The 23,033-nt window shown below is 50.4% G+C and carries 20 protein-coding genes; all 20 read left to right on the top strand.

Annotated features, from left to right (window positions below; all coding sequences use genetic code 11):
- Nucleotides 1-8: 8 nt before the first annotated feature.
- The 20 genes from GRF59_RS19235 to GRF59_RS19140 all read left to right on the top strand — a co-directional run bounded on the left by GRF59_RS19235 (nucleotide 9) and on the right by GRF59_RS19140 (nucleotide 23,016).
- Nucleotides 9-890 (top strand): carbohydrate ABC transporter permease, encoded by an 882-nt coding sequence (locus GRF59_RS19235; RefSeq protein ID WP_160499343.1) that lies wholly within the window; start codon nucleotides 9-11, stop codon nucleotides 888-890.
- Entirely contained in the window at nucleotides 890-1,726 is an 837-nt protein-coding gene (locus GRF59_RS19230; RefSeq protein WP_160499342.1) for a carbohydrate ABC transporter permease, read from the top strand. Before GRF59_RS19235 ends, GRF59_RS19230 begins: the two co-directional genes overlap by 1 nt.
- A gap of 187 nt (nucleotides 1,727-1,913) precedes the next feature.
- Entirely contained in the window at nucleotides 1,914-3,206 is a 1,293-nt protein-coding gene (locus tag GRF59_RS19225) for an ABC transporter substrate-binding protein (protein WP_160499341.1), read from the top strand.
- Between the two features lie 94 nt (nucleotides 3,207-3,300).
- Nucleotides 3,301-5,754, top strand: coding sequence for a glycoside hydrolase family 31 protein (locus GRF59_RS19220; protein ID WP_160499340.1), 2,454 nt, complete (start codon nucleotides 3,301-3,303; stop codon nucleotides 5,752-5,754).
- A gap of 236 nt (nucleotides 5,755-5,990) precedes the next feature.
- Nucleotides 5,991-9,077 carry a DEAD/DEAH box helicase gene (locus GRF59_RS19215; RefSeq protein WP_160499339.1) on the top strand — a complete coding sequence of 1,029 codons (3,087 nt, stop codon included), beginning with the start codon at nucleotides 5,991-5,993 and terminating at the stop codon, nucleotides 9,075-9,077.
- A 31-nt stretch (nucleotides 9,078-9,108) separates the two neighbouring features.
- Nucleotides 9,109-9,846: a hypothetical protein gene (locus GRF59_RS19210; RefSeq protein ID WP_160499338.1), complete on the top strand. Its 738-nt coding sequence runs from the start codon at nucleotides 9,109-9,111 to the stop codon at nucleotides 9,844-9,846.
- A gap of 125 nt (nucleotides 9,847-9,971) precedes the next feature.
- A complete protein-coding gene (locus GRF59_RS19205) occupies nucleotides 9,972-10,805 on the top strand; it encodes a M15 family metallopeptidase (protein ID WP_237391920.1) in 834 nt (277 codons plus the stop codon).
- A gap of 253 nt (nucleotides 10,806-11,058) precedes the next feature.
- Nucleotides 11,059-11,823, top strand: a complete 765-nt coding sequence (locus tag GRF59_RS19200; protein ID WP_160499337.1) for a VWA domain-containing protein — start codon at nucleotides 11,059-11,061, stop codon at nucleotides 11,821-11,823.
- A gap of 15 nt (nucleotides 11,824-11,838) precedes the next feature.
- Complete coding sequence (locus GRF59_RS19195) at nucleotides 11,839-12,294, top strand: tellurite resistance TerB family protein (protein WP_160499336.1); 456 nt, start codon at nucleotides 11,839-11,841, stop codon at nucleotides 12,292-12,294.
- A 254-nt stretch (nucleotides 12,295-12,548) separates the two neighbouring features.
- Nucleotides 12,549-13,148 carry a TerD family protein gene (locus tag GRF59_RS19190; protein ID WP_160499335.1) on the top strand — a complete coding sequence of 200 codons (600 nt, stop codon included), beginning with the start codon at nucleotides 12,549-12,551 and terminating at the stop codon, nucleotides 13,146-13,148.
- A gap of 28 nt (nucleotides 13,149-13,176) precedes the next feature.
- Entirely contained in the window at nucleotides 13,177-13,758 is a 582-nt protein-coding gene (locus GRF59_RS19185) for a TerD family protein (protein WP_160499334.1), read from the top strand.
- 106 nt (nucleotides 13,759-13,864) lie between these two features.
- A complete protein-coding gene (locus GRF59_RS19180; protein WP_160499333.1) occupies nucleotides 13,865-14,446 on the top strand; it encodes a TerD family protein in 582 nt (193 codons plus the stop codon).
- A 6-nt stretch (nucleotides 14,447-14,452) separates the two neighbouring features.
- Entirely contained in the window at nucleotides 14,453-15,739 is a 1,287-nt protein-coding gene (locus tag GRF59_RS19175; RefSeq protein WP_160499332.1) for a TerD family protein, read from the top strand.
- Nucleotides 15,740-15,768: 29 nt separating this feature from the next.
- A complete protein-coding gene (locus GRF59_RS19170) occupies nucleotides 15,769-16,566 on the top strand; it encodes a TerC family protein (protein WP_160499331.1) in 798 nt (265 codons plus the stop codon).
- Between the two features lie 134 nt (nucleotides 16,567-16,700).
- Nucleotides 16,701-17,939 (top strand): HpcH/HpaI aldolase/citrate lyase family protein, encoded by a 1,239-nt coding sequence (locus GRF59_RS19165; protein WP_160499330.1) that lies wholly within the window; start codon nucleotides 16,701-16,703, stop codon nucleotides 17,937-17,939.
- Nucleotides 17,887-19,242 (top strand): phosphoribosyltransferase family protein, encoded by a 1,356-nt coding sequence (locus GRF59_RS19160; protein ID WP_237391919.1) that lies wholly within the window; start codon nucleotides 17,887-17,889, stop codon nucleotides 19,240-19,242. Before GRF59_RS19165 ends, GRF59_RS19160 begins: the two co-directional genes overlap by 53 nt.
- 22 nt (nucleotides 19,243-19,264) lie before the next feature.
- On the top strand, nucleotides 19,265-20,410 hold the full coding sequence (locus tag GRF59_RS19155; RefSeq protein WP_160499328.1) for a cysteine protease StiP family protein: 1,146 nt from the start codon (nucleotides 19,265-19,267) through the stop codon (nucleotides 20,408-20,410).
- Nucleotides 20,407-21,258 carry an HAD family hydrolase gene (locus tag GRF59_RS19150; RefSeq protein ID WP_160499327.1) on the top strand — a complete coding sequence of 284 codons (852 nt, stop codon included), beginning with the start codon at nucleotides 20,407-20,409 and terminating at the stop codon, nucleotides 21,256-21,258. Before GRF59_RS19155 ends, GRF59_RS19150 begins: the two co-directional genes overlap by 4 nt.
- The gene (locus GRF59_RS19145) at nucleotides 21,255-22,268 is read left to right on the top strand and encodes an ATP-grasp domain-containing protein (protein ID WP_160499326.1); all 1,014 of its coding nucleotides are present in this window, start codon (nucleotides 21,255-21,257) and stop codon (nucleotides 22,266-22,268) included. Before GRF59_RS19150 ends, GRF59_RS19145 begins: the two co-directional genes overlap by 4 nt.
- Nucleotides 22,269-22,332: 64 nt before the next feature.
- Nucleotides 22,333-23,016 carry a hypothetical protein gene (locus GRF59_RS19140; protein WP_237391918.1) on the top strand — a complete coding sequence of 228 codons (684 nt, stop codon included), beginning with the start codon at nucleotides 22,333-22,335 and terminating at the stop codon, nucleotides 23,014-23,016.
- The last annotated feature ends 17 nt before the right edge of the window (nucleotides 23,017-23,033 follow it).

The raw sequence follows: 23,033 nt of genomic DNA, 5'->3' as shown, positions 1-23,033 counted from the left end.
AGATCGGGATGAAAAGCAAAAAATCATCCGGGCTGCTCCAGCAGCTGGTATTTGTGGGCCCATCCACAATCTTTTTTGCCATTATTATTGTGATTCCGTTCCTGCTGGGTCTGTATTATTCCTTTACCAACTGGAATGGGGTCTCCGGCCAAGTGACTTGGGTCGGCATCGACAATTTCAAACAAATATTAACGAAAGATCCCGATTTTGGGAAGGCCTTCTGGTTTACGGTAAGGTTTACGGTGGTTGGCATTATTTTAACCAATCTTCTCGGATTTTTCCTTGCCTATTTCCTGACCAAGCCGCTGAAGACGCGGAACGTGCTGCGTACGATTTTCTTCATGCCGAACGTGATCGGCGGCCTGCTGCTCGGATTCATCTGGCAGTTCATTTTCGTCAAAGGCTTCTCGGCACTGGGTGAAGCCACTGGCTGGCACTTCTTCAATCTGCCGTGGCTCGGTGACGCAACCACCGGGTTCTGGGGCATCATCATGGTCTTCGTCTGGCAGACGGCCGGCTATCTGATGGTCATCTATATCTCGTCGATCAACAACATTCCGAAGGATATCATCGAAGCTGCTGAAATTGACGGCGCAAGCAAAATGCAAATTCTGAAATCGGTCATCGTACCGCTTGTGATGCCTGCAGTAACGGTATGTCTATTCCTGGCTATTTCCTGGTCCTTCAAAATGTTCGACCTGAACTTGTCCTTGACCAAAGGCGGACCGTTCCGCTCGACGGAATCGGTAGCGCTGAACATCTACAACGAAGCGTTCCAGAACAACCGTTACGGACTAGGTACGGCCAAGGCGATCATATTCTTCGTCGTCGTTGCAATCATCACCAGTCTGCAGGTTAAATTAACGAAAAGCAAGGAGGTCGAATCCTGATGGAAGTATCGAAAAAGTACCGCTTCGGCACGCTTGCAACCGAGATTATCATGGTTCTGCTGGCGCTCGTCTTCCTGATTCCGTTCTACTTCCTGTTCGTGAACTCCGTCAAAACTTTCAGCGATCTGCTGACCAATTCGGCCAGCTGGCCAAGCAGCTTCGAATGGCATAACTACGCAAGAGCCTGGGACATCACGAACTTTCCGAAGGCTTTCGGCAACTCGCTGATCGTCACGGTCATCTCGAACGTTCTGCTCGCCTTGTTCAGCGCGATGTCAGCGTACCGCATGGTCCGTCACAACAGCCGCTTTAACAAGTTCCTGTTCGCAGTCTTCGTGGCTGCGATGGTTATTCCATTCCAGTCAATCATGATCCCGCTCGTGAAAGTCATGAGCAGCCTGAACCTGATGAACAGCATTCCGGGACTCATCGTCGCTTACCTCGGCTTCGGCGTTCCGCTCAGCGTGTTCCTGTTCCACGGCTTCGTGAAAAGCATTCCGCTCGAGATCGAAGAAGCGGCGCGCGTGGACGGCACCAGCATCTACGGCACGTTCTTCCGCATCGTGCTGCCGCTGATGAAGCCGATGTTCGTAACCGTCATTATTCTGAACACGCTGTGGATCTGGAACGACTATCTGCTTCCGTCCCTCGTACTGCAAAACGCGGATCTGCGGACGATCCCGATCGCGACCTTCGCGTTCTTCGGACAGTTCACGAAGCAGTGGGACCTGGCGCTGCCGGCGCTGGTGCTGGGTATTCTGCCGGTCATCATCTTCTTCCTGGCGATGCAAAAGTATATTGTGGAAGGTATTACGCAGGGCGCCGTAAAAGGCTGATTCTTACAGAAGCAGGGGCGGCTGACGGACAGGTCAATCCCGTCCCCCTGTTTCGTCAATATCGTAAGTGCTCTACCTTGCAGCCTGTCCCTATAATGAAAGAGTAAGCGATTACAGTATTGTTATCCAAACGAATGACCTTAATATTTAATGATGCGAAGGACAAGAGAAAAGGGAGGATTCATTCATGAAAAAACGTTCCAAAATTACACTGGCTTCTATGCTCGCACTTTCCGTCGTGCTTGCCGGCTGCGGCTCCAAAACAGACAAAAATGCCGACAGCGCAAGCGGAGACAGCGGTAAAGGCGCCACCAAAACGATTCATATTTTCCAATTCAAAGTCGAAATTGCGGAAGCTCTCAATAAGCTGAAAGCCGATTACGAAGCCAGCCATCCGGGCATCAAGCTCGACATTCAAACGGTTGGCGGCGGCTCCGACTACGGCGCAGCGCTGAAAGCGAAGTTCGCGTCCGGCGAAGAGCCCGACATTTTCAACGTCGGCGGTTACACCGATTTGAATACCTGGGCGGATAAGCTCGAAGATCTCTCGGGCGAAAAATGGGTAAGCGACATGGTTGACGTATCCAAGGATCAAATTACGAAAGACGGTAAAATCTATGGTATGCCGATGAACCTTGAAGGCTACGGCTTCGTGTACAACAAGGATCTCTTCAAAAAAGCGGGCATTACCGAAATTCCTAAGACGCTGACAGAGCTGGATGCAGCCGCCAAAAAGCTGCAAGACGCCGGCATCACGCCATTCGTTAACGGATATCAAGAAGGATGGATCATTGGGCAGCATACGCTTAACGTGGCGTTCGCGCATCAAGAGGATCCTAGTGCTTACATCGAAGGTTTGAATAAAGGCACTGCCAAATTCGCAGGCAACAAGCAAATGGATGAATTCATGAAGTTGTTCGACCTGACGCTGAAATACGGCCAAAAGAACCCGCTGACGACCGACTACAATACCGAAATGACGATGTTCGCAAACGGTCAGGCAGCGATGACACAGCAAGGGAACTGGACGCAGGTTCAAATCGACGGCATTACGCCGAACATGAACATTGGCATCCTGCCAATGCCGATCAACGACAATGCGGATGAGAACGACAAGCTGCTCGTTGGCGTGCCTAACAACTGGGTTGTCAACAAGAATTCCAAAGTGAAAGACGACGCGAAGGAATTCCTGAGCTGGCTCGTGACCTCCGATCAAGGCAAAAACTACATCACCAAAGAATTCAAATTCATCCCTGCATTCAAGAGCATCAATGCTACGGAACAGGATTTGGGAGCGCTCGGCGCAGAAGTGCTGAAATACAGCAAAGAGGACAAGCTTCTGAGCTGGCAGTTCGCGAGATTCCCTGAAGGCGCATGGAATGAATTCGGCTCCAGCATGCAGAGCTACATCGCGGGCAAATCCGACAAAGACCAGCTCCTTGCAGACTTCCAAAAAACGTGGGATAACCTGAAGAAATAATCCTCGAGTACGAGTACGCATAGGTTTTGAAAAAAGAGGCTCCCTTTTGACGACAAAAGGGGCCTCTTTCGATCATGAAGGGGGAAATGACATCATGGAAGGCAGTGAAGCAATCCGGCCGGACAAGCACGAAATGACTACAGTACCGGAGAACTGGAAAGACCTTGGCCCGGTTACCGGGATGGAGAAGCGCGGGGATGTTTTTATATGCCGGACGGAGCGGGGAGGGGCAGCGGCCCTGTTCACTGCCCCAGGGATTTTCAGGATCAAATTTTTTATTGGGAGCGAGGCGGATCTGGCGCAAACCATCGCGATTGACCCGGCATACCGGTTGAAGACGGAGAGTGGAATCCAAGCGGAAGAAAAGGAAGGATTCCTCATTTTCCGTTCCTCCGTCATGGAGGTGGAGCTTGAGAAGCAGACCTTCATGATTACGGTGCGCGATTTGGACGGCAGCGTTGTATCCCGGCAAACCAGCATTTCCTTTGATCCGCGGGGAGGCGCCCGCGCGGTTTATGATATGCCGGCGAATTCCCATTTTTATGGACTCGGAGAGAAATCGAGCTTTCTGGATAAGCGAGGCGAACGGTACACAAACTGGAATACGGATGTGTATGCGCCTCACATGCCGGAAATTGAAGCCTTGTACCAGTCGGTTCCGTTTCTGATTCATAGGAGTGGTGAGAAGAGCTGCGGCCTGTTTCTCGATAATCCGGGGCTGACTGAAGTGGATATGCGGTCGCATGGCATGGCTTATACGATGGGCTGCTCCACCGGCGCATATGATCTGTATTTCATCGCGGGTCCGAGTATGAAGGACGTGGTCATGCGCTATACGGCCCTGACGGGACGAATCCAGCTGCCTCCGAAATGGGCTCTCGGTTATCATCAATCCCGCTATAGCTATATGAATCAACAGGAAGTACTGCAGCTCGCCCACACCTTCCGCGAGAAGGGAATTCCGTGCGATGTTATTTATCTGGATATTCACTACATGGATGAATACCGGGTCTTTACGTTTGACCCCGTTCGATTCCCCGATCCGAAAGCCATGATGAATGAACTGCGGGAACTGGGGATCCGCATCGTGCCGATCGTCGATCCGGGAGTCAAGAAGGATCCGAACTACCGCGTTTACCGCGAAGGCGTGCAGCAGGAGCATTTCTGCACGAAGCTGGAGGGGGATATCTACTTTGGCGAAGTGTGGCCCGGCATAAGCGCATTTCCGGACTTTACGGATGACCGAACCTCTAATTGGTGGGGCGATCAGCATGCCTTCTATACTCAGTACGGCATTGAGGGGATCTGGAATGATATGAATGAGCCGGCTGTCTTTAATGAAAGCAAGACGATGGATCTGGATGTCATCCACCGTAATAACGGCGACATGAAGACGCATGAGGAGCTTCATAATGCGTATGGCCTGCTCATGTCCAAAGCCACCTCGGAGGGAATGGAGCGGCATATGGATAACCGCCGCCCGTTCGTGCTGACCCGGGCAGGTTACGCCGGAATCCAGCGTTATGCTGCGGTTTGGACAGGAGACAACCGCAGCTTCTGGGAGCATATGGCGCTGGCCATGCCGATGGTGCTGAACATGGGATTGTCGGGGCTGGCCTTCTCCGGACCTGACATCGGCGGCTTCGCCCACCATACTTCCGGAGAGCTGCTTGTGCGCTGGACGCAGATGGGCGTCTTCTTTCCGTACTGTCGCAACCATTCCTCTATAGATACCCTCCGGCAGGAACCGTGGTCGTTTGGCCCGGCGACGGAGGGGATTTTGCGGGATTATATTGGTCTGCGCTACCGCTGGATGCCGCATCTGTACAACCTGTTTCACGAGGCGGCATCCACTGGGCTGCCGGTGATCCGCCCGCTGGTGCTGGAATATCCGGAAGATCCGAAGGTCACGAACCTGTGCGACCAGTTCCTGCTAGGGGATTCGGTGCTCGTGGCTCCCGTATACCGGCCAGATACGGATCATCGTGCGGTATATTTGCCGGCAGGCGAATGGTTCGATTACTGGACGGGCGATAAATATGAAGGGGGACGCCATATATTGGCGGAATGCCCACTTGAAATAATGCCTCTGTATATCAAGGCCGGGGCCATCGTGCCGGAAGGAATGCTCATGCAGCATGCGGAAGAGGATGCCGATGAAACGGTGACCTTCCAAATTTACGGGGCTGAGGCTCGGGAAGGTTTCACTGCGGATTACAGTCTATATGAAGACGATGGAGTGACCTTTGATTACCGAAACCAGGTCTCTTCCCGGTTACATGTCAGTCTTAAAGGCGGGGATGGGATGCTTCATCTCTCCTATGAATACGATGACAGACGTTATGAAGCTAACCGGAACCTGCTGGTGTTTAAACTTCGTTATTCGGGTTTTGCTCCACAAGGTGTGGAAGGTCTGCATGCTGTGACTGCTGAGCAGTTGCAAGGGGGAATGGAAGGCTGGATGCTGGATGAACCGGGCGGAGAGCTTTGCATTCAGGTCCACGACCGACCGACTGGAGCGAGCTGGGTTATTCGTACCGGCGAGTAAACCGGACTATGCTCCATCAATGAAGAAGCCTGTTTTGCCGGTAAATCCGCAAAGCAGGCTTTTTGAATGTTATGTCTGCATCCGTTTTTTTGCATGATGGACGATTGAAGCGAATGAGATGTTCGCCATTTCTTTCGTTCGAATTATATAAAAAAGTCGATTGCGGTTTTTAAATTGAGTCGTTTTCGTATAAGATGGAAGTATATGTGTTATTACGGAAACGACAGGAGACAACCATGAATCAACCGCTATATGGGGTATGGCTAGGTGATGTGTTTTTTTGTTTTTCGGGAGAAATGTCCGAACCGAGAGTGGATGCGTGGAGCAAGGTCATGAGAACGCTTGTCATGACCGAAGGCTCGAAACCTTTCGCGCAAGCTGCGCTCCGTCTGGCGGAGCTGCGTTATCCCTCCCCTACGGCCGGACAGCGTACAGCTCGGCGAGGGGAGCGGCGTCAGCTGATGGGCAGAACCCTCGAGGGGCTTGCCTTGATGCCTGCCGACGCCTTTACCATGCTGCTGGCATGGGATGAATCCTCCTGCGTTCGTCATGGCCTTCAGCCGGGAGCGGAGATGGGTTACTGGTCCAAGGCGGCACGGTTTGCCCTGGAGTTGCTGCTGCGCGGCCAGATTGCTCCAGGCGCTTCAGAAGTGACAGCGGCCGGCACACGCCGGCGGGCGGGAGTCCTTGCGCTGACGGGCAGCTGGAAGCCGAAGCTGAAAGAACCGCAGGATATTGAACGCTTCCTGCAACTGGCGGGCGCCATGCCTCCGGTTGCGCTTGGAGTGCCAGCGCTTTTGGGGAGTGAGCCGCTAACGAAACAGGAGGCGGGAGCTGCCGTGCTGCATTCCTTCATGAGCGCGATGATTCACTCACGCGTGCAGGAAATCGTCCGGATGCAAGAAGGCAAGCTGTCGCGCTGCCAGGCCGATTACCGCAGAGGCACGTCGCCGCTGACGGAGCTCTGGTGGAACAGCCTGCTTACGGTGAGCCGAACCATTGCCGTGCAGGGAACGGCTGAGGAAATCACCGCACTCGGCGAGGAGGTATCCGCTTTCGGCTCGACATCGATTCCAGAAAGTCCGGAAGGCGAAGAGCGTTCCCGCGTAGGGCAGTTGCAGCTCGGGCTGCGTCTTGCACCAAGCCATACGGAGGAGCAGGAACGCTGGCGTGTGAGCTTTTGGGCAGAATTTCAGGATGAATTCGGGGCCTGGCTGCCGATCGCGGCGATTTGGGGATACGGAGAACGCGATATTCAGCGGCGCGGAAAAAAATATACGAATGTGCAGGAGCAAATGCTGTTCCTGTTGGGAGAAGCAGCGGCGTTATCACCGGAGATAGCGGAGGCGCTTTGCGTTCCCGCCCCTCAAGGGATGGAACTGACCTCCGAAGAGATGGTGGCCTTTGTGCGGAACGCCGTTCCGCGTTTGAATAAAGCCGGCATGACGGTGCAGATGCCTTCCAGATGGAGCCGCAAGGGACGGCGCCGGGTCGGGTTGTCCTTGAAAATGCAATCGGATGAGAGTAAGCCGGGATTGCCCGTAGTCGGTATGGAGCAGCTTGTCTCGTTTCATGTCGAGGCAGCGCTTGAAGGTCTGACCCTTTCGCGCGAAGAGCTGGCCGAGCTGGCGGAAGCCTCGCTGCCTTACGTGCAGTTCCGGGGGGAATGGATCGAGCTGGACCTGAAGGAAATCCGCCAGGTTCTGCGCTATTTGAAGCGGCATGAGGAAGGGGAAATGGACCTTTCGGAATGGCTGCATTTATCGGCGGAAGACGGCCAAGAACGGTTGTGGAAGGGCATTCCGATACTGGGGATCGAAACCGCCGGATATCTCCAATCCTTGCTGGGAGAGGAAGGACCGAGGAAGGTTCCGGTCAGGCCGGTGCCTGCTTCGCTTCATGGCGTGCTTCGTCCGTATCAGGAACGAGGTTACCAATGGTTGTCTGCGATGAGGGACATGGGTTTTGGCGTTTGCTTGGCAGATGATATGGGTCTGGGAAAGACCATTCAGGTGATTACCTGTTTGCTGGAGCAACACCGGAAAGAAGGCAGCCCGGTTCTGATCGTCTGCCCGACTTCGCTTCTGGGTAACTGGCAGCGTGAGCTGCAGAGGTTCGCACCCGATCTGAATCTTTATATACATCACGGGAATCGCCGCCAGCATGGGCAGGATTTCCTGGATGAGGCAGCCCGGCATGATATTGTACTCACAACTTATCATCTGGCGGGCCGGGATGGGGCGGATTTGGCAGCGATGACATGGACCTCGGTTGTGTTGGATGAGGCGCAGTACATTAAAAATCACCGCACTAAGCAGGCCCAGAGCGTCATGAAGCTGTCAGCTCCGCACCGCATTGCGATGACGGGGACGCCAGTGGAGAACCGTCTTGGGGAGCTGTGGTCGATTTTTCACTTTTTGAACCCGGGATATCTCGGTTCGGCGTCTTCGTTCCGGCAGCGCTATACGGCAAGCGACGTAGGGACCGGGAAGCTGCAGGAGCTTCATAAGCTCGTGGCGCCCTTTATGCTGCGCAGGTTGAAGAGCGATCCTGATATCCGCAAGGACCTTCCGGAGAAACTGGAGATCAAGTCGTATTGTGCGCTGACTCCGGTGCAGGGGGCAATGTACCAGTCCGTGGTCGAACAGGTCATGGAGCAGATCGGGAAAGAAACCGGCATTGCCCGCAAAGGGCTTGTACTGTCTTCGTTAACCAAGCTCAAGCAAATCTGCGACTCGCCGCAGCTGCTGGGAAGGGAAGAGACCAAGGGATCGAAAGCGGAGTCTTCGGGTAAAATGGAGCGGCTCTACGATCTGTTGGATAACATCGAAGAGTCGGGAGAATCTGCGCTTATCTTCACCCAATACGTGGCGATGGGACATCTGATCGTATCAAAACTTGAGCAGCGTTATGGCGTCAAGCCGTCCTTTTTGCACGGAGGGGTCTCGAAGCAAGATAGGGATCAGATGGTGCATGCCTTTCAGAATGGCGAAGGATCTCCGTTTTTCGTGCTTTCATTGAAAGCCGGAGGCGTAGGCCTGAATCTCACCCGCGCCAACCACGTAATGCATTACGACCGCTGGTGGAATCCGGCAGTGGAGAATCAGGCCACCGACCGCGTTTTCCGCATCGGCCAGAATAAGAACGTCCAGGTGCATAAACTGATATGCCAAGGTACGCTGGAAGAGCGTATCGACGAGCTGATTGAACATAAAAAGGCGCTGTCCGAGCAGGTCGTTGGCTCCGGCGAAACCTGGCTCACCGAAATGTCCGACAATGAGCTTCGGGAGCTGATTACGCTTCAGGGAGAAGATTGGATGTAGGCATTCATGACAACAGACCGGGAGGGGTACGATGTTAAAGAAGAATGAGCCGTACGAGCTGAGTATTGTACCCGGCTGGATTCACGCGAAAGAGGCTCAAAGCCAGAAATCAGACTCGGGCCCGGGAATCGCGGAAGCAGGCTGGAAAGTGGATATTCCTTACCCGCTGCTTACGATGGATGGACAGGTGGAGATCGGTGAGCGGTTTGCCGGTCATCCGTACGCTTTATATGCTTTGTTGAAGAACGAGGCGCCGTCTTGGCTGGATGGACTGCTCCCGGATGGGGCCTCTTTGCCTGAACAGGCGGTTTGCAGTTGCGGAACAGATGGTTGCGGCCATATCCAGGCAGTCATGGAGGCTGCGGAACAGAAGCTCCGCTCCGAGCCGCTGCTGCGGCTTGTCTTACGGGGGCTCACCCGGGAAAATCTGTTGAACCATGTCTTTCGGGAATGGGCCGAAGAGGTGCCTCCGGCGGCTGAAACTGCGGATGGAGAGGCGCTAAGCAAGCTGGAGGAGAAGGGCAAGGCAGGCCCCTCTTCGGGAGAATGGCTGGCGGAGGCTGCCGAGCAGGGCAAGCTTCATGAGCCGGGCGCCGCTTATCGGGAAGTATCCGTTTCCCCGAAGGCTGTACCGGAAGATGAACTGGAAATTGATGACTGGACGGAATTGCTGCCGAAAGTCAAAGCTGTGCAGCAGGTAGTCCGGCAGATCACCCTGGAAGCCGCAGGGAAGGCAAGAGATCGTTTGAATATGACCAAAGATTCCTGATAACCACCTAACAAACGTCGACGTTCCATGCAAGCGGATCTCGGCGTTTTTTGCCGCTTTTCCGAGAATCAAGTACAATGTACATATGACAGGACAGGTAGAGTAAAGAGTAAGGAGAATGGTTTATGAGCAAGCAGCAAATGTGGAAAAAAGGAATTTGGACATGCCTGCTGATTAGCGCGTTGGTGCTTCCAACCGCCGTGCTAAGCGGCTGTGAGAAAACCGGCGGTTCCGCTAAAGAGCAGGGACAAGCCCTGCAAGGCGCAGGCAAGAGCGAACAGGAAGGGCAAGTTCCCGCGGATCCGGTCATGGCCAAACGCAGCGAGAACTCCCTTCAGACGACGATTAAAGAAGTGGATGGCAAGGAAGTCGTAACGAATCCGGAAGCAATGACCGTTATCGTGAACAAGCAGCGCAGTCTGCCGGATGGCTACGAGCCTGCGGATCTTGTCGAGCCGAACGTTCTGTTTTCCTTTGACGGACCGCATGAGAAACGCCATATGCGGAAGGAAGCCGCCGACGCGCTGGAGAAGCTGTTTGCCGGAGCGAAGGAAGATGGCATCGAGCTTCGTGCCGTATCGGGATATCGATCTTACAGCCGCCAAAAGTCCATTTATGAGAATAATGTCCGGACCAAAGGCGAGGAATACGCTTCACGCGTGAGTGCCGTGCCGGGAACCAGTGAGCATCAGACTGGGCTGACCATCGATGTATCCAGTCCCAGCGTAAAAAACGAGCTCGAGGAGAACTTCGGCGATTCGTCAGAGGGGAAATGGCTTGCCGAGCATGCAGCAGATTACGGCTTTGTCATCCGCTACCCCAAGGATCGTGAAGACATAACGGGTTACGTATACGAGCCGTGGCATATCCGCTATATCGGTACGGATCTTGCGCAGGACGTTGCCAAAAGCGGCATGACACTGGAAGAATATTTTGATGAGGCGAACATTAAGCTGTAAACGGAGTAGAGTTCAACCACAGAGCAGATGTTTCCAAGTTTTCGACTTGGGAACATCTGCTTTTTTTGTTCCAACAGTAAGGTGAATCTATTAGAATCATCATCGTTTGGAAAATATAGGTTGACGCAATATGACATAAGTTGTATACTTTCGACAACCAGACCCTGTATTTGCAAGTAATTAGAGGTTAGAATGTTATATCTATTATTATTTTACTGTATTTACTATTTTCTGCCGAGGAGGTGCTTATGGATTGAGTATTGACCTGCAAAAGAAGGCCCGCGAGCAATTAATCGATTTGTCGAAAAAAGCAAGCATTTCTTTGGCAAAAAAAGGGCTTCAGGGGCAGACGGCACGGGTTGCGCTTGCTTTGGATATCTCCGGATCGATGACGAATCTCTATAAAACGGGGATTGTCCAGAAGGTAACCGAGCGGACGCTTGGACTCAGCATGAACTTTGACGATAACGGCGCTGCAGACGTATTTTTGTTTGGCCTGAAGGATTATGAGGTCGGGGAGATACAGCAGGAAAATTTCTACGATTTCGTGAATCGGAATATTTATACCAAGTACAGATTGGAAAATGGAACGAATTACGCCGGCGTGATGCGGAGAATCGTTAACTACTATTTCCCAGGATCGCTGAGCATGAAGAAGAGCGGCATTTTTGGAATGGGCAAAAAGGAAATTTACATAGACAGAAGCAGCTATCTGAACCAGGAGCCGGTATATGTGATCTTTGTGACCGACGGTAATTGCTTTGACCATCAAGAGACGGCAGAGATGGTTGTACGTTCAGCCGAGCTCGGAATCTTCTGGCAGTTCGTAGGCGTGGGGGATGAAAGATTCGAATTTTTGAAGGCTTTGGATCATTTGCAAGGCCGGTTCATAGATAACGCCAACTTTTTTCAGATCAAAAATCTTGGCCAAATCTCAGACGATGAGCTATATGACCGTTTGTTGAACGAATTTCCATCCTGGATTCAAGAGGCAAAAACAAAATCATTAATTAAGTGATATGGAGGGATTCACATGGCTTCAGTAAGTGCTTTTCAAGGCTGGTTATCGAGAACGAAAACCGGTTTAAAGGATCAGGTCAAACGGTTTAAGAACAAGGATCTCATGGACGCCATCGTTGCAGGCTGTGCGGTTGTTGCGGTCGCCGACGGTACGATTGATGCCAGCGAGAAGCAAAAGATGGCGGGTTATCTGGGGAGAAGCGAGGAACTGAGCGTTTTTAACATGAGCGAGGTCATTGACCGCTTCAACCATTTTGCCGGCAATATGGATTTTGATGTCATGGTTGGCAAACAGGAAGCGCTGCGCGTTATCGCCAAGTTCAAGTCCAAGCCGGAGATTGGCCGGATTATCGTGGGGGTATGCTGCGCCGTTGGGGCCGCAGACGGCAATTTCGATGACCAGGAGAAGGTTGTGGTCCGCGATATCTGCAATTGTCTCGGGCTGAGTCCAGGCGAGTTTGGTCTGTAAATGGCCCGTCACTCCTAGGTATCTTTTCATGCAAATATTCCAGGGAAGCACCTCCTTTTGACCCGTTTGTTTAAGTCTATCGAGGTGCTTTTATATTTCTACGGAAGAAAATAATGAATATGTTTGAAACTTCAACAAAATAACCCCGTATTAGAGGATTAATCCCATAAATAGACAATATATCATTGATATTCTATGAATATGAAAAGTATAATTTATGTGGGTTAACTAGCATAAAAAGGAGGTTGTGGAATATGACGGTTTCTCTGGTCAAGGGTCAAAAGGTTGACCTTACCAAAGGGAATTCAGGATTGCAGAAAGTGATTGTCGGCTTGGGCTGGGATCCTGTACAGACGGAAACAAGAGGCATTTTCGGAATGAAGAAGAAAGCGGCTGATATCGATTGCGACGCTTCTGCACTTCTACTGAACGCGAGTGGAAAGCTGAGCCAATCCAAAAATACGGTATGTTTTCACAATTTGGTCAGTCCCTGCCGTTCCGTGCGCCATTCAGGAGATAATCTGACAGGCGAAGGGGAAGGGGATGACGAACAGATTCAAATCGAGCTATCGAAGGTTCCGGAAGATGTCAGTAAAATTCTGATGGTCGTGAATATCTATCAATGCGAGGCGCGCGGTCAGGACTTCGGCATGATTCGTTCTGCGTATATTCGCGTCCTTAATCCTGCGAGTAACCAGGAACTGATAAGATTCAACTTGACCGAGAATTATGCGGGCAAAACCGCACTTATCGTAGGCGAGATTTACCGACACAACGGCGAATGGAAATTCAACGCCATCGGCGAAGGAACCCATGCGGCCCATATCAATCAATTAGCAGCACTATATTCCTAATCCATCATAAAAAAGCGAGGTAATAATCATGGCGATCAGTTTGCAAAAAGGACAAAAAATCGATCTTACGAAAACGAACCCCGGCCTGACTAAAGTTCTGGTGGGTCTTGGATGGGATACCAACAAATACGACGGCGGAAAGAACTTTGACCTGGATGCTTCAGCCTTTCTTCTGAATGCTACCGGTAAAGTAAGCTCTGAAAAGGAATTCGTATTCTATAGCAATCCACAAAGCTCGAACGGAGCAATCGTACATACGGGAGATAATCGCACGGGCGAGGGCGAAGGCGATGATGAGCAGCTCAAAGTCGATCTGGCTGCCATTCCGGCTGATGTAGAGAAGGTCTCGTTCTGTATCACGATCTATGAAGCCAACGAGCGCAGCCAAAATTTCGGACAGGTATCCAATGCCTTTGTACGTATCGTCAACGAAAGCAGCGGCGAGGAATTGATCCGCTATGATCTCGGAGAGGATTTCTCCGTTGAAACGGCTATCGTGGTGGCAGAATTGTACCGTAATAACGGCGAGTGGAAGTTCAGTGCGGTCGGTAGCGGGTATCAGGACGGACTTGCGGGCCTTTGCCGCGATTTTGGTCTCGATGTAGCTTAAGGTTAACCGGTAATTCTTCGCTTCAGCGGCCGTTCACTCAGAGGGCGGTCCTGAAGCTCATTCTAAAAGATTCTTGCCAATGAAAAAAAGAATGGGGTGTATCTTTATGTCTATCAGTTTGGCCAAAGGTCAGCGCATCGATCTGACGAAAACCAATCCGGGGCTTCAAAAAGTGATTATCGGTCTAGGGTGGGATACCAATAAGTATAACGGCGGAGCGGAGTTTGACCTGGATGCTTCAGCATTTTTGCTTCACCAGGACGGCAAGGCCAAAGGGATCGAGGATTTTATCTTTTATAACAATTTCCAAACCTCTAACGGCTCCGTTATTCATACAGGGGACAACCGTACGGGAGAAGGCGAAGGAGACGACGAGCAGATCAAAATCGATTTCTCGCTGTTGTCGGAGCAAATTCAGCGCATTGGCATTACGGTTACGATTCATGACGCACAGGCACGAAGCCAGAATTTTGGACAAGTATCGAATGCCTTCGTAAGAGTTGTTGACGAATTGAATAACCGGGAAGTCCTCCGCTATGACCTGGGTGAAGATTTTTCCGTCGAAACAGCCGTTGTCATCTGCGAGCTTTACCGTCAAGGAACCGATTGGAAATTCCAAGCTGTAGGTTCAGGCTTTTCGGGCGGGCTTGCCGCGTTATGCAATAATTATGGGCTTGATGCAAACTAAGCGAATATGACGATTTCCTTGGTAAAAGGGCAAAAGGCGGATTTGACGAAAACCAATCCAACACTCGGTCGCATTATTGTCGGCATGGGCTGGCGGAGCCCGGAAAATGTAGAGATTGATTTTTCCGCCTTCATGCTAAACGAGCAATCGAAGGTAACCCGGGATGAAGATTTAATATTTTACGGCAATCCTGTTGGCGGTAACGCATCTGTATCTATTCAGACCGGCGAAAAGCTTATGCTTTCCGGCATCCAAGATCAGGAGCAGGTTACCATCGTACTTCAGAATATACCGCAGCAATATCATAGAGTCGCATTAAGCTTGACCATATACGAGGGAGATCGGCGTAAGCAGAATTTCGCACTTACGGACGGGATGTTTATCAGAATCATGGATGCCTCCACCGGCAACGTCCTGATTCGTTATGATCTTGGCAAGGCGTTCTCCGTTGAAACGGCGATTGTCGTTGGAGAATTATATAGGTATAACGGCGACTGGAAATTTAGTGCCGTAGGTTCAGGTTATTCAGGTGGTCTTGAGGCGTTGTGTGAAAGTTTCGGCATCGAGGTAAAGGCTGAGCCGTCGAGCGCTACTCCCACCCCTAAGCCGATACCTGAACCGGTCCCTGTGCCAATCCCTTCACCCGTTCCTGTTCCGCCTATACCCACGCCAATGAATCAACATTCAACGCCGCCTCCCGCCCCGCTGGCCAAAATCGAACTCAAAAAGCGCGGCGATGTCATTAACCTGCAAAAGGGTTCAGGGCCTATCGGAGAAATCCGGGTGAACCTGAATTGGAATCAAAAGAAAGCGGGATTTTTTGGCGGACGCGGCGTTGACCTTGATTTAGGCTGCTTGTTCGAAATGAAGGACGGAAGTAAAGGTACCGTTCAAGCATTAGGGGAATCCTTTGGTTCGTTTTTTTATCTCCCGTACATAGAGCTCGATGGCGATGACCGGACGGGCATGACCCAAACGGGGGAAAATTTGCGAATCAATGGTGCCCAGGTGCAGGACATCAAACGCATTCTCATCTATGCCTTTATTTATGAGGGAGTCAGCAAGTGGTCTGAGGCGGACGGCGTGGTCACGATCCGTCAGCAGGAGGGACCGGATATCGTCATTCGGATGGATGAGCATAAAAACGGCAAGGGAATGTGCGCTATTGCGATGATTACCAATGTAAATGACCAAACATTTAGTATCGAGAAGCTGGTTCAGTATTTTTCGGGTCACAGGGATATGGATGAAGCCTATCGTTGGGGGTTGCGGTGGGTAAAAGGATCCAAATAATGTGGACAGGCTCTTGAGGAGGACAATTCATGTCGAGCTTTATCCAAAGTTTCATTGATAATTTTTCTAATTTTTTTAATTGGTCTGTCATCGTTCAAACTCTTTCGGATCCGGTGAACTGGGGAGTCATTGGTACATTAATTGTCCTCGAAGGACTGTTGTCGGCGGATAATGCGCTAGTACTAGCGGTTATGGTCCGCCATTTACCGAAAAGCCAGCAGAGAAAAGCCTTGTTCTATGGGATTCTCGGAGCCTATATATTCCGGTTCGTTGCGATAGGAATCGGTACCTTCCTGGTAAAAATCACTTGGATCAAGGTCGTAGGCGGTATTTATCTGCTATGGATCGCCTGCAGCAACCTGTTTGGTCTTGAAATCAAATGGGCCCGCATCGGGGGAGTTCCCCTGATTCCGCATATCGGCAAAAAGGATGACGGAGAGGAAGAAGTTGAGAATAAAGGCTACGGCTTTTGGCGTACGGTGCTTGCGGTCGAGCTGATGGATATTGCCTTTAGTATGGACAGTGTTCTGGCGGCATTTGGTGTAAGCAACCAAGTCTGGGTTCTTTTCCTGGGCGGAATTCTGGGTGTGTTAATGATGCGGGGAGTGGCGCAGCTCTTCCTGAGACTGATCGAGAAATTTCCCGAGCTTGAGCAAACGGCCTTTATTCTGATCATCATTATCGCTGCCAAAATGATCGCCGGAGCATTTGGCTTTGAAGTTCCGCAGCTGTTGTTCTTCGGTGTCCTGATTCTTATTTTTGTAGGAACGCTGATCTTCAGTTCTATTCGCCAAAAGAAAAGCGAACATCAATCGTACGGTAAATGACCTGTTGGCGGCATTACATTCTATATCCCTCCCTCCTGGTCGCTAGGAGGGATATTTTTACCCTGCACGATCTCTGTGTCTAATCAACATGAAGCCGTGCCGGCTCATTCATCCAGGTCATGGAGGGGAAAGACATGCGGTACTTTAATTATCTTTCAAGCGAAGAAGAAAAAGATATTTTTCATTCTTCTCCGATCAGCTTCAGTCATACTTCCGACAAGGAGCTGTTGTCTCATGCCGTTGGTGCTGCGCTCTACATGCCTGCCACAAGGCAGGATATTGCCGATCAGATGATAACCGAAAAGTTTGAGGGCCTTGTATCCGTCGTGCTGGACCTTGAGGATGCCGTGGGTGACGATCAGGTGGATAAAGCAGAGGAGTCTCTTCAAGTTCAGCTCCGTTCCATTCATTCATGTCTAAAGTCCGGCATGGTGACGGAGCAAACCATCCCGCTCATTTTTATTCGCGTCCGTTCACCGGAACAGATGAAGCGCGTGATCGATTTGCTTGGAGAAGCAGTTCAGTGCGTAACCGGGTTCGTGCTTCCAAAGTTCTCTTTACATAACGGTCAGCGATATTTGGAAATTGTGGACGCTTACAACGGCGTCAGAAGTCCGCACTCCCCATTACTGTATGTCATGCCCATATTGGAATCTTCAGAAGTTATTTATCGTGAATACCGTACACAAACGCTGATGAATATTAGAGCGCTGCTAGATGAATATCGGGATTGTATCTTAAATGTGAGGATTGGAGCGACGGACTTTTCCAGTTTGTTTGGATTAAGGCGGAGCCCGGACATGACGATTTATGACATAGGCGTGATCCGCGATTGCATTACGGATATCATCAATATTTTCGGAAGGGCTGAAGATCAATATGTGATTTCCGGTCCGGTATGGGAATATTTCAAGAGTGACAGAGTACTCAAGTCCCAGCTTAGACAGACTCCTTTTGAAGAAAGTGCTGGAAGAAACGGAAGACGGCTAAGAATGCATTACATCAATAAGTATGTTGACGGGCTGATTCGGGAGGTTGCTATGGATAAGGAAAATGGAATGATCGGTAAAACGATTATCCATCCCTCCCATATCCTGCCGGTACAGTCCATGTACGCGGTGACCCATGAAGAATTCATGGATGCCACCCATATCCTATCGAAAAATAATGGTCTTCTTGGAGTGTTTAAGAGCCAGTATGCCAATAAAATGAACGAAATCAAGCCGCATCTGAATTGGGCAAAACGCATCTTGATTCGTTCGAAAATATATGGGGTGTTGAATGAAAACCGGAATTTCACCACGTTACTCGTTAGAAAAAATGGGCAAGAGCAGCATGAAGTCGTATCTTATACTGGACAATTTGACCGTTGACGTGGAGATTACCCGTAATCCCTTTCATCTCTCCAGGGACATATTGTTCCAGATGGCAGCCAGAATCAACAAAAAGAGAAGCTTTTTATTCGTCAGCAAAGTACTGGGCAAGCATATACCTGTCAATCCCTACATTCCCCTTCTGGGCGGAGCGGCACTTGCACTTCTCCTGCACGAGCAGGAAGGTGGGGAGGTCACCGAAAAACTCGAAAAAGTCATGAAGGGACTCCAATTTCCGGATCAGGCCGAATCTGTGTATGGATACCTGAAATCCCGCTTGCTCCAGGTGCATGAAAAAACATTATTTATAGCCTTTGCCGAAACGGCGACAGCATTGGGACACGCGATGTATGATCTGTTCGAAGGCAATGCTTCGTTTCTTCATACGACCCGGGAACGGATTGTCGAAATGGAACCCGTGCTGCAGTTTGAAGAGGAACACTCCCATGCTACCGCACATCGTTGTTATTCAGTGGACGGGGAATTCATCAAGGAAGCGGATGCGATTGTGCTCGTCGATGATGAAATCACGACCGGGAAGACGGCGCTGAACATTATCAGAGAGCTGCATCATACGCATCCATGCGCCAAGTATACGATAGCCAGCTTGCTGGATTGGCGCTCAGAGGCGGACTTAAAACGGTTTGATGATACCGCTCTTGAGCTCGGCGTAAGCATCCGCTGCATTTCGTTGATGTCTGGCAGGGTTGAGGTTCACGGCGAACCCGAGAAAAAACAAGCAGAGGCATTGTCTGAAACATGGAGCGGTTCTTCTCCTGAGTTCGTATGCCACGATGTGAGCGATTGGTTCGATCATGTTGCTTATTCTTCCTGGAATCAGCTGAATGAAAAGAACATGAGCACGTATCTTTCCAATACCGGCAGATTTGGCCTGCGGCCTGGAGATTGCAGAGAGCTGGATAGGCAGGTAAGCCAATGTGCTTCGTTCCTAAAATCCCAAAGAAGCGGGTCCAATGCGCTGTGCATGGGCACGGGCGAATTCATGTATATACCGATGCGAATCGCCGCAGAAATGGGGGAGGGGATAAATTATCAATCTAGCACCAGAAGTCCAATATATCCTTCTTCAGCCCCTGAATATGCGGTTTCCAACAGATTCTCGTTTCATGCTCCTGAGGACGTATCGGTCCTGAACTATTTTTATAATATTCCTCAAGGACAATACGACGAACTGTTTGTGTTTATAGAGCGTCAGATGCCTGCAGGACAGGAAATCTCTTTCATTCAAGCTCTGGAGAGCACCGGGATTCCCAAGATTCATCTGGTTACGTTCAATTCATGAGGAAGACGGAGGGACATGGCAAATGAGTAAGCTCACAATATCCAGGAGGTTGCCTGATCCCGCACCGGTTGGCAGCTATAGACCTGAAGATGTTCTGTTTCTTCTCAAGGATCTGAGCAGCATATCGTTGGAAAGAGGGACCGAGGACCGGGAAGAAGCGATACAATCGGGAACCCATTATTCTGAAATGCTGCCTGTGGAATATCAACCCAGCGCTGAATACATCAAGCTTTTTCATCAAACTCTGCAGGAATCGGCCCGTAAGGTGGCATTGGCCGCCGGCATTGTGTCGGAGCTTGTCATCCGCAAGCGCGGATTCGATATCGTACTGGCATCGCTGGCCAGGGCGGGTACGCCGATCGGCATTCTGATGAAGAGATATGTTAAACAGAGATATGACAAGGACCTGCCGCATTACAGTCTATCGATCATTAGAGGCAAAGGGATTGATGAGAACGCCATACTATACATTCATGAGCGCCATCCGGAACGTTTCATTCAATTTGTTGATGGTTGGACCGGTAAAGGAGCGATTCGGAAGGTCCTGATAGAAGCGGCTCAGCGGATGGATGAGAAGTACGGGATACATTTTGAAGATGACCTGGCAGTGTTGGCCGATCCGGGCTGGTGCTCCGAGACGTTTGGAACAAGAGAAGATTTCTTGATCCCGAGCGCTTGCCTGAACTCGACGGTATCCGGACTGATGAGCCGCACGGTCCTTCGAAACGATTTGATAGGTCCGGATGATTACCATGGAGCCAAATATTACAGGGAATGGCTTACCGAGGATGTATCGAATCATTTTGTGGATACGGTGTCCTTGTACTTTGCAGAAGTATTCGAGGAGGCTGCCGCAGAGGCAGAACGTTTATATCACTCTCCGGCCTCTACGGAAGCAAGCTGGAAAGGCATGAAGGACATCGAGCAGATCCGGAATGAATTTGGTATTAAAGACGTGAATTTGATCAAGCCTGGCGTCGGTGAAACGACGAGAGTACTGCTGAGACGGGTACCTTGGAAGATACTTGTGGACCGGATGGATAACCCGAATCTGAAGCATATTCTGTTGTTGGCAGAAGACAAGGGGGTGCCGGTTGAAGTATACCCTCAGCTGACGTATTCCTGTTGCGGCCTGATCAAGCCCGTGAAGGGCGGTGAGCCTCTATGATATTCGCAAGCGACCTGGATCGGACCCTGATATATTCGATGAACGCGATGGGGGATGATTATAATGCCGAAGCTTGCTTTCCCGTTGAGTCTTCCAAGGAGAATGATCGATACATTTCATTCATGTCCAAGGTCGCGGCACGGCTTTTACGGGAACTTTCGGCATCCGCTTATTTCATTCCTGTTACGACGAGGACGGTGGAGCAATACAGACGCATTTTTTACTTGAACACCACGATCTGTCCGGAGTATGCCATTACGAGCAACGGCGGGAATATTCTCGTGCGGGGCGTACCTGATGAGGAATGGAATGCAGTGGTTAGGGCAGAGCTTCGGAAGAGTGCCAGCGCGAGTCAAGTGTTCAAGCGGTTCGAAGACATGGCTTCGCCATCCTGGGTGCTGCGGACGCAGCATTGCGAGGAACTGTTCTACGCGATTGTCATCAACAGGGAAGCCATGCCTATTCTTGAAGTAGAAGAATTGCGAGCTGATCTCGCGGCCATGGGCTGGGGCCTTTCCGTCCAAGGACGCAAAATCTATCTGGTACCTTCCGGTTTGAGCAAGGGAAAGGCATTAAAACACCTGATGGATCGCCTGGAGGAGCGGGTGGTCGCGGCCGCCGGGGATTCGCTTCTCGATGAGAGCCTGCTCGAAACTGCAATGTACAAACTGGCACCCAGCCATGGAGAATTGTTTAGTCTGTACGGTGAAAAAGGTCCGTCGTATCTGGAGTTTACGAAGCATTCAGGATTGACGGCATCGGAAGAAATCATCCGGAGAGTTATGGAATGGTTTTCGATTCAAAGCAGCGTAACCCAATTTGCATACAGTGAGGGACAAGGAGCATGACAAGAATTTGGTTTAACCGATGGTTTTCCGTGGCGTACCATTACATGAACATGATCCGTGACAACGCGGATGGGCAGGCCTTCGAATTTTATGGAACCCATCCCGATATCCGTCATATGTCTTTGCAAGCGTGTGACCACGCCGAAGCAGAGCCTGTGCTGGAGGGCTTTGAGTATGTGCAATATTGCTTGGATTTTTGCAGACGGCACTCGATTGATATTTTTATCCCCCGGCTGAAGATGGAAGAGATCGGAGCTCACGTCACGCTATTTGAAGAAATAGGTACCAAGGTTATGGTATGCGGCGATGCGGAACTTTTACAGAGCATAACCGTGAAGGACAAATTCTATGAATTGGTGAAGGATACGGGCATCGTCGCGATTCCGGCCTACCATGTGGTTAATACAGCAGATGCTTTTAAAGCAGCGTATTTGGATCTCCGGCAAAGAGGCCACCGCGTCTGTTTCAAGCCTACCCATTCGGAAGGTGGAAACGGGTTTCGGATCATTCAGGATCATCGTAACCCGCTGGAGGAAATATACGGCCGGATCAATCTGAACATGTCCTTTGAGGAAGCGTACAGCATTTTTTCCTTGCAGGAACGATTTGATGACATTATGGTCATGGAACTGCTGGAAGGTGATGAGTACAGTATCGATTGTCTCTCCGACTCGGAAGGGAAACTGATTACAGCCATTCCACGCAGAAAATCCTCGGGCAGAACCTATCATTTGGACAACATACCGGAACTGGCAAGCATATCGGAGAAGGTAGCAGAGGCCTACCATATCCCCTATGTATTTAACATCCAAGTGAAATACAACAAAGGGGTTCCGAAGCTGCTTGAAATCAACCCGCGCATGTCCGGAGGATTGTACATTACCTGCCTGTCGGGTATCAACATCCCTTATCTGGCTGTGAAAACCATATTGGGGCAACCCTTTGAAACTCCGCAGCCAAAGCTGGGCATTAGAGCAAGTTATGTCGAACAAGCTGTGCTGCTTTCCTGAACCGAAGAGAATGTTTAACATAACGTAATCAGGCTTCATGTAAATGGGCAAAAGGGAAGTGTGGATGAAGATGAAACGTTTGAAACTGGCAGGATCTTTTATGATTGGAACCTATGCCATCTCATTAATTTCGGGATTTTTTCTATCCAATCCTATTAATCTGCTAATACCGGCAGCCATTGTTTTTATAGGGATGTTTTTTTTCGGCAATAAGGGAATTCCGGTAAAGGAGATTCCGAACATCCTGGAGCCTGTGCTGGATTCGAAGATCCATGGGGCACAGCAAGGACAAGTTGCAATTGCGGACGAAGTCGCAGCGCCTAGCGCCCAAACGGGGACTTCCGGAGATCCGATATGGGACCCTGTTCATGAGTATATCAGCGTAATCGAACAGATGGTGATGTCCGAAGGGGAGAAGAACACCCTGGATAATGAAATCGTCGAGAAGACCATTGCGCTGCTCGCAAGAATCAACCGGCTGATTCCGCAGTTGAAAGAAATCAACGACGGATCGATTAATCACAACATCCAAAGGCTTGTCTTTAAAGATCTCAATGGAGCTATCAATCCGTTCCTTAAATTAAGCGGAGAAGCCAAGGTTCTTAATCGCAGGCTTTTGCTGAACGGGCTCAAGGATATTGACTCCAAGCTTTCGTTTTATGTGGAAACGATTGAGAGCAGGGATATATTGGAGCTTCAGACACGGATGGACTTAATTCAGGCAAGATACCGAACGACAGATTCGTAAGATGAAGGAGGAGTCAG

The sequence above is a fragment of the Paenibacillus dendrobii genome (genome assembly GCF_009807035.1).
GTDB classification, from domain to species: domain Bacteria; phylum Bacillota; class Bacilli; order Paenibacillales; family Paenibacillaceae; genus Paenibacillus_AQ; species Paenibacillus_AQ dendrobii.
Note: the sequence above shows the minus strand (reverse complement) of the source record. Positions and strands in the feature narration are given on the sequence as shown.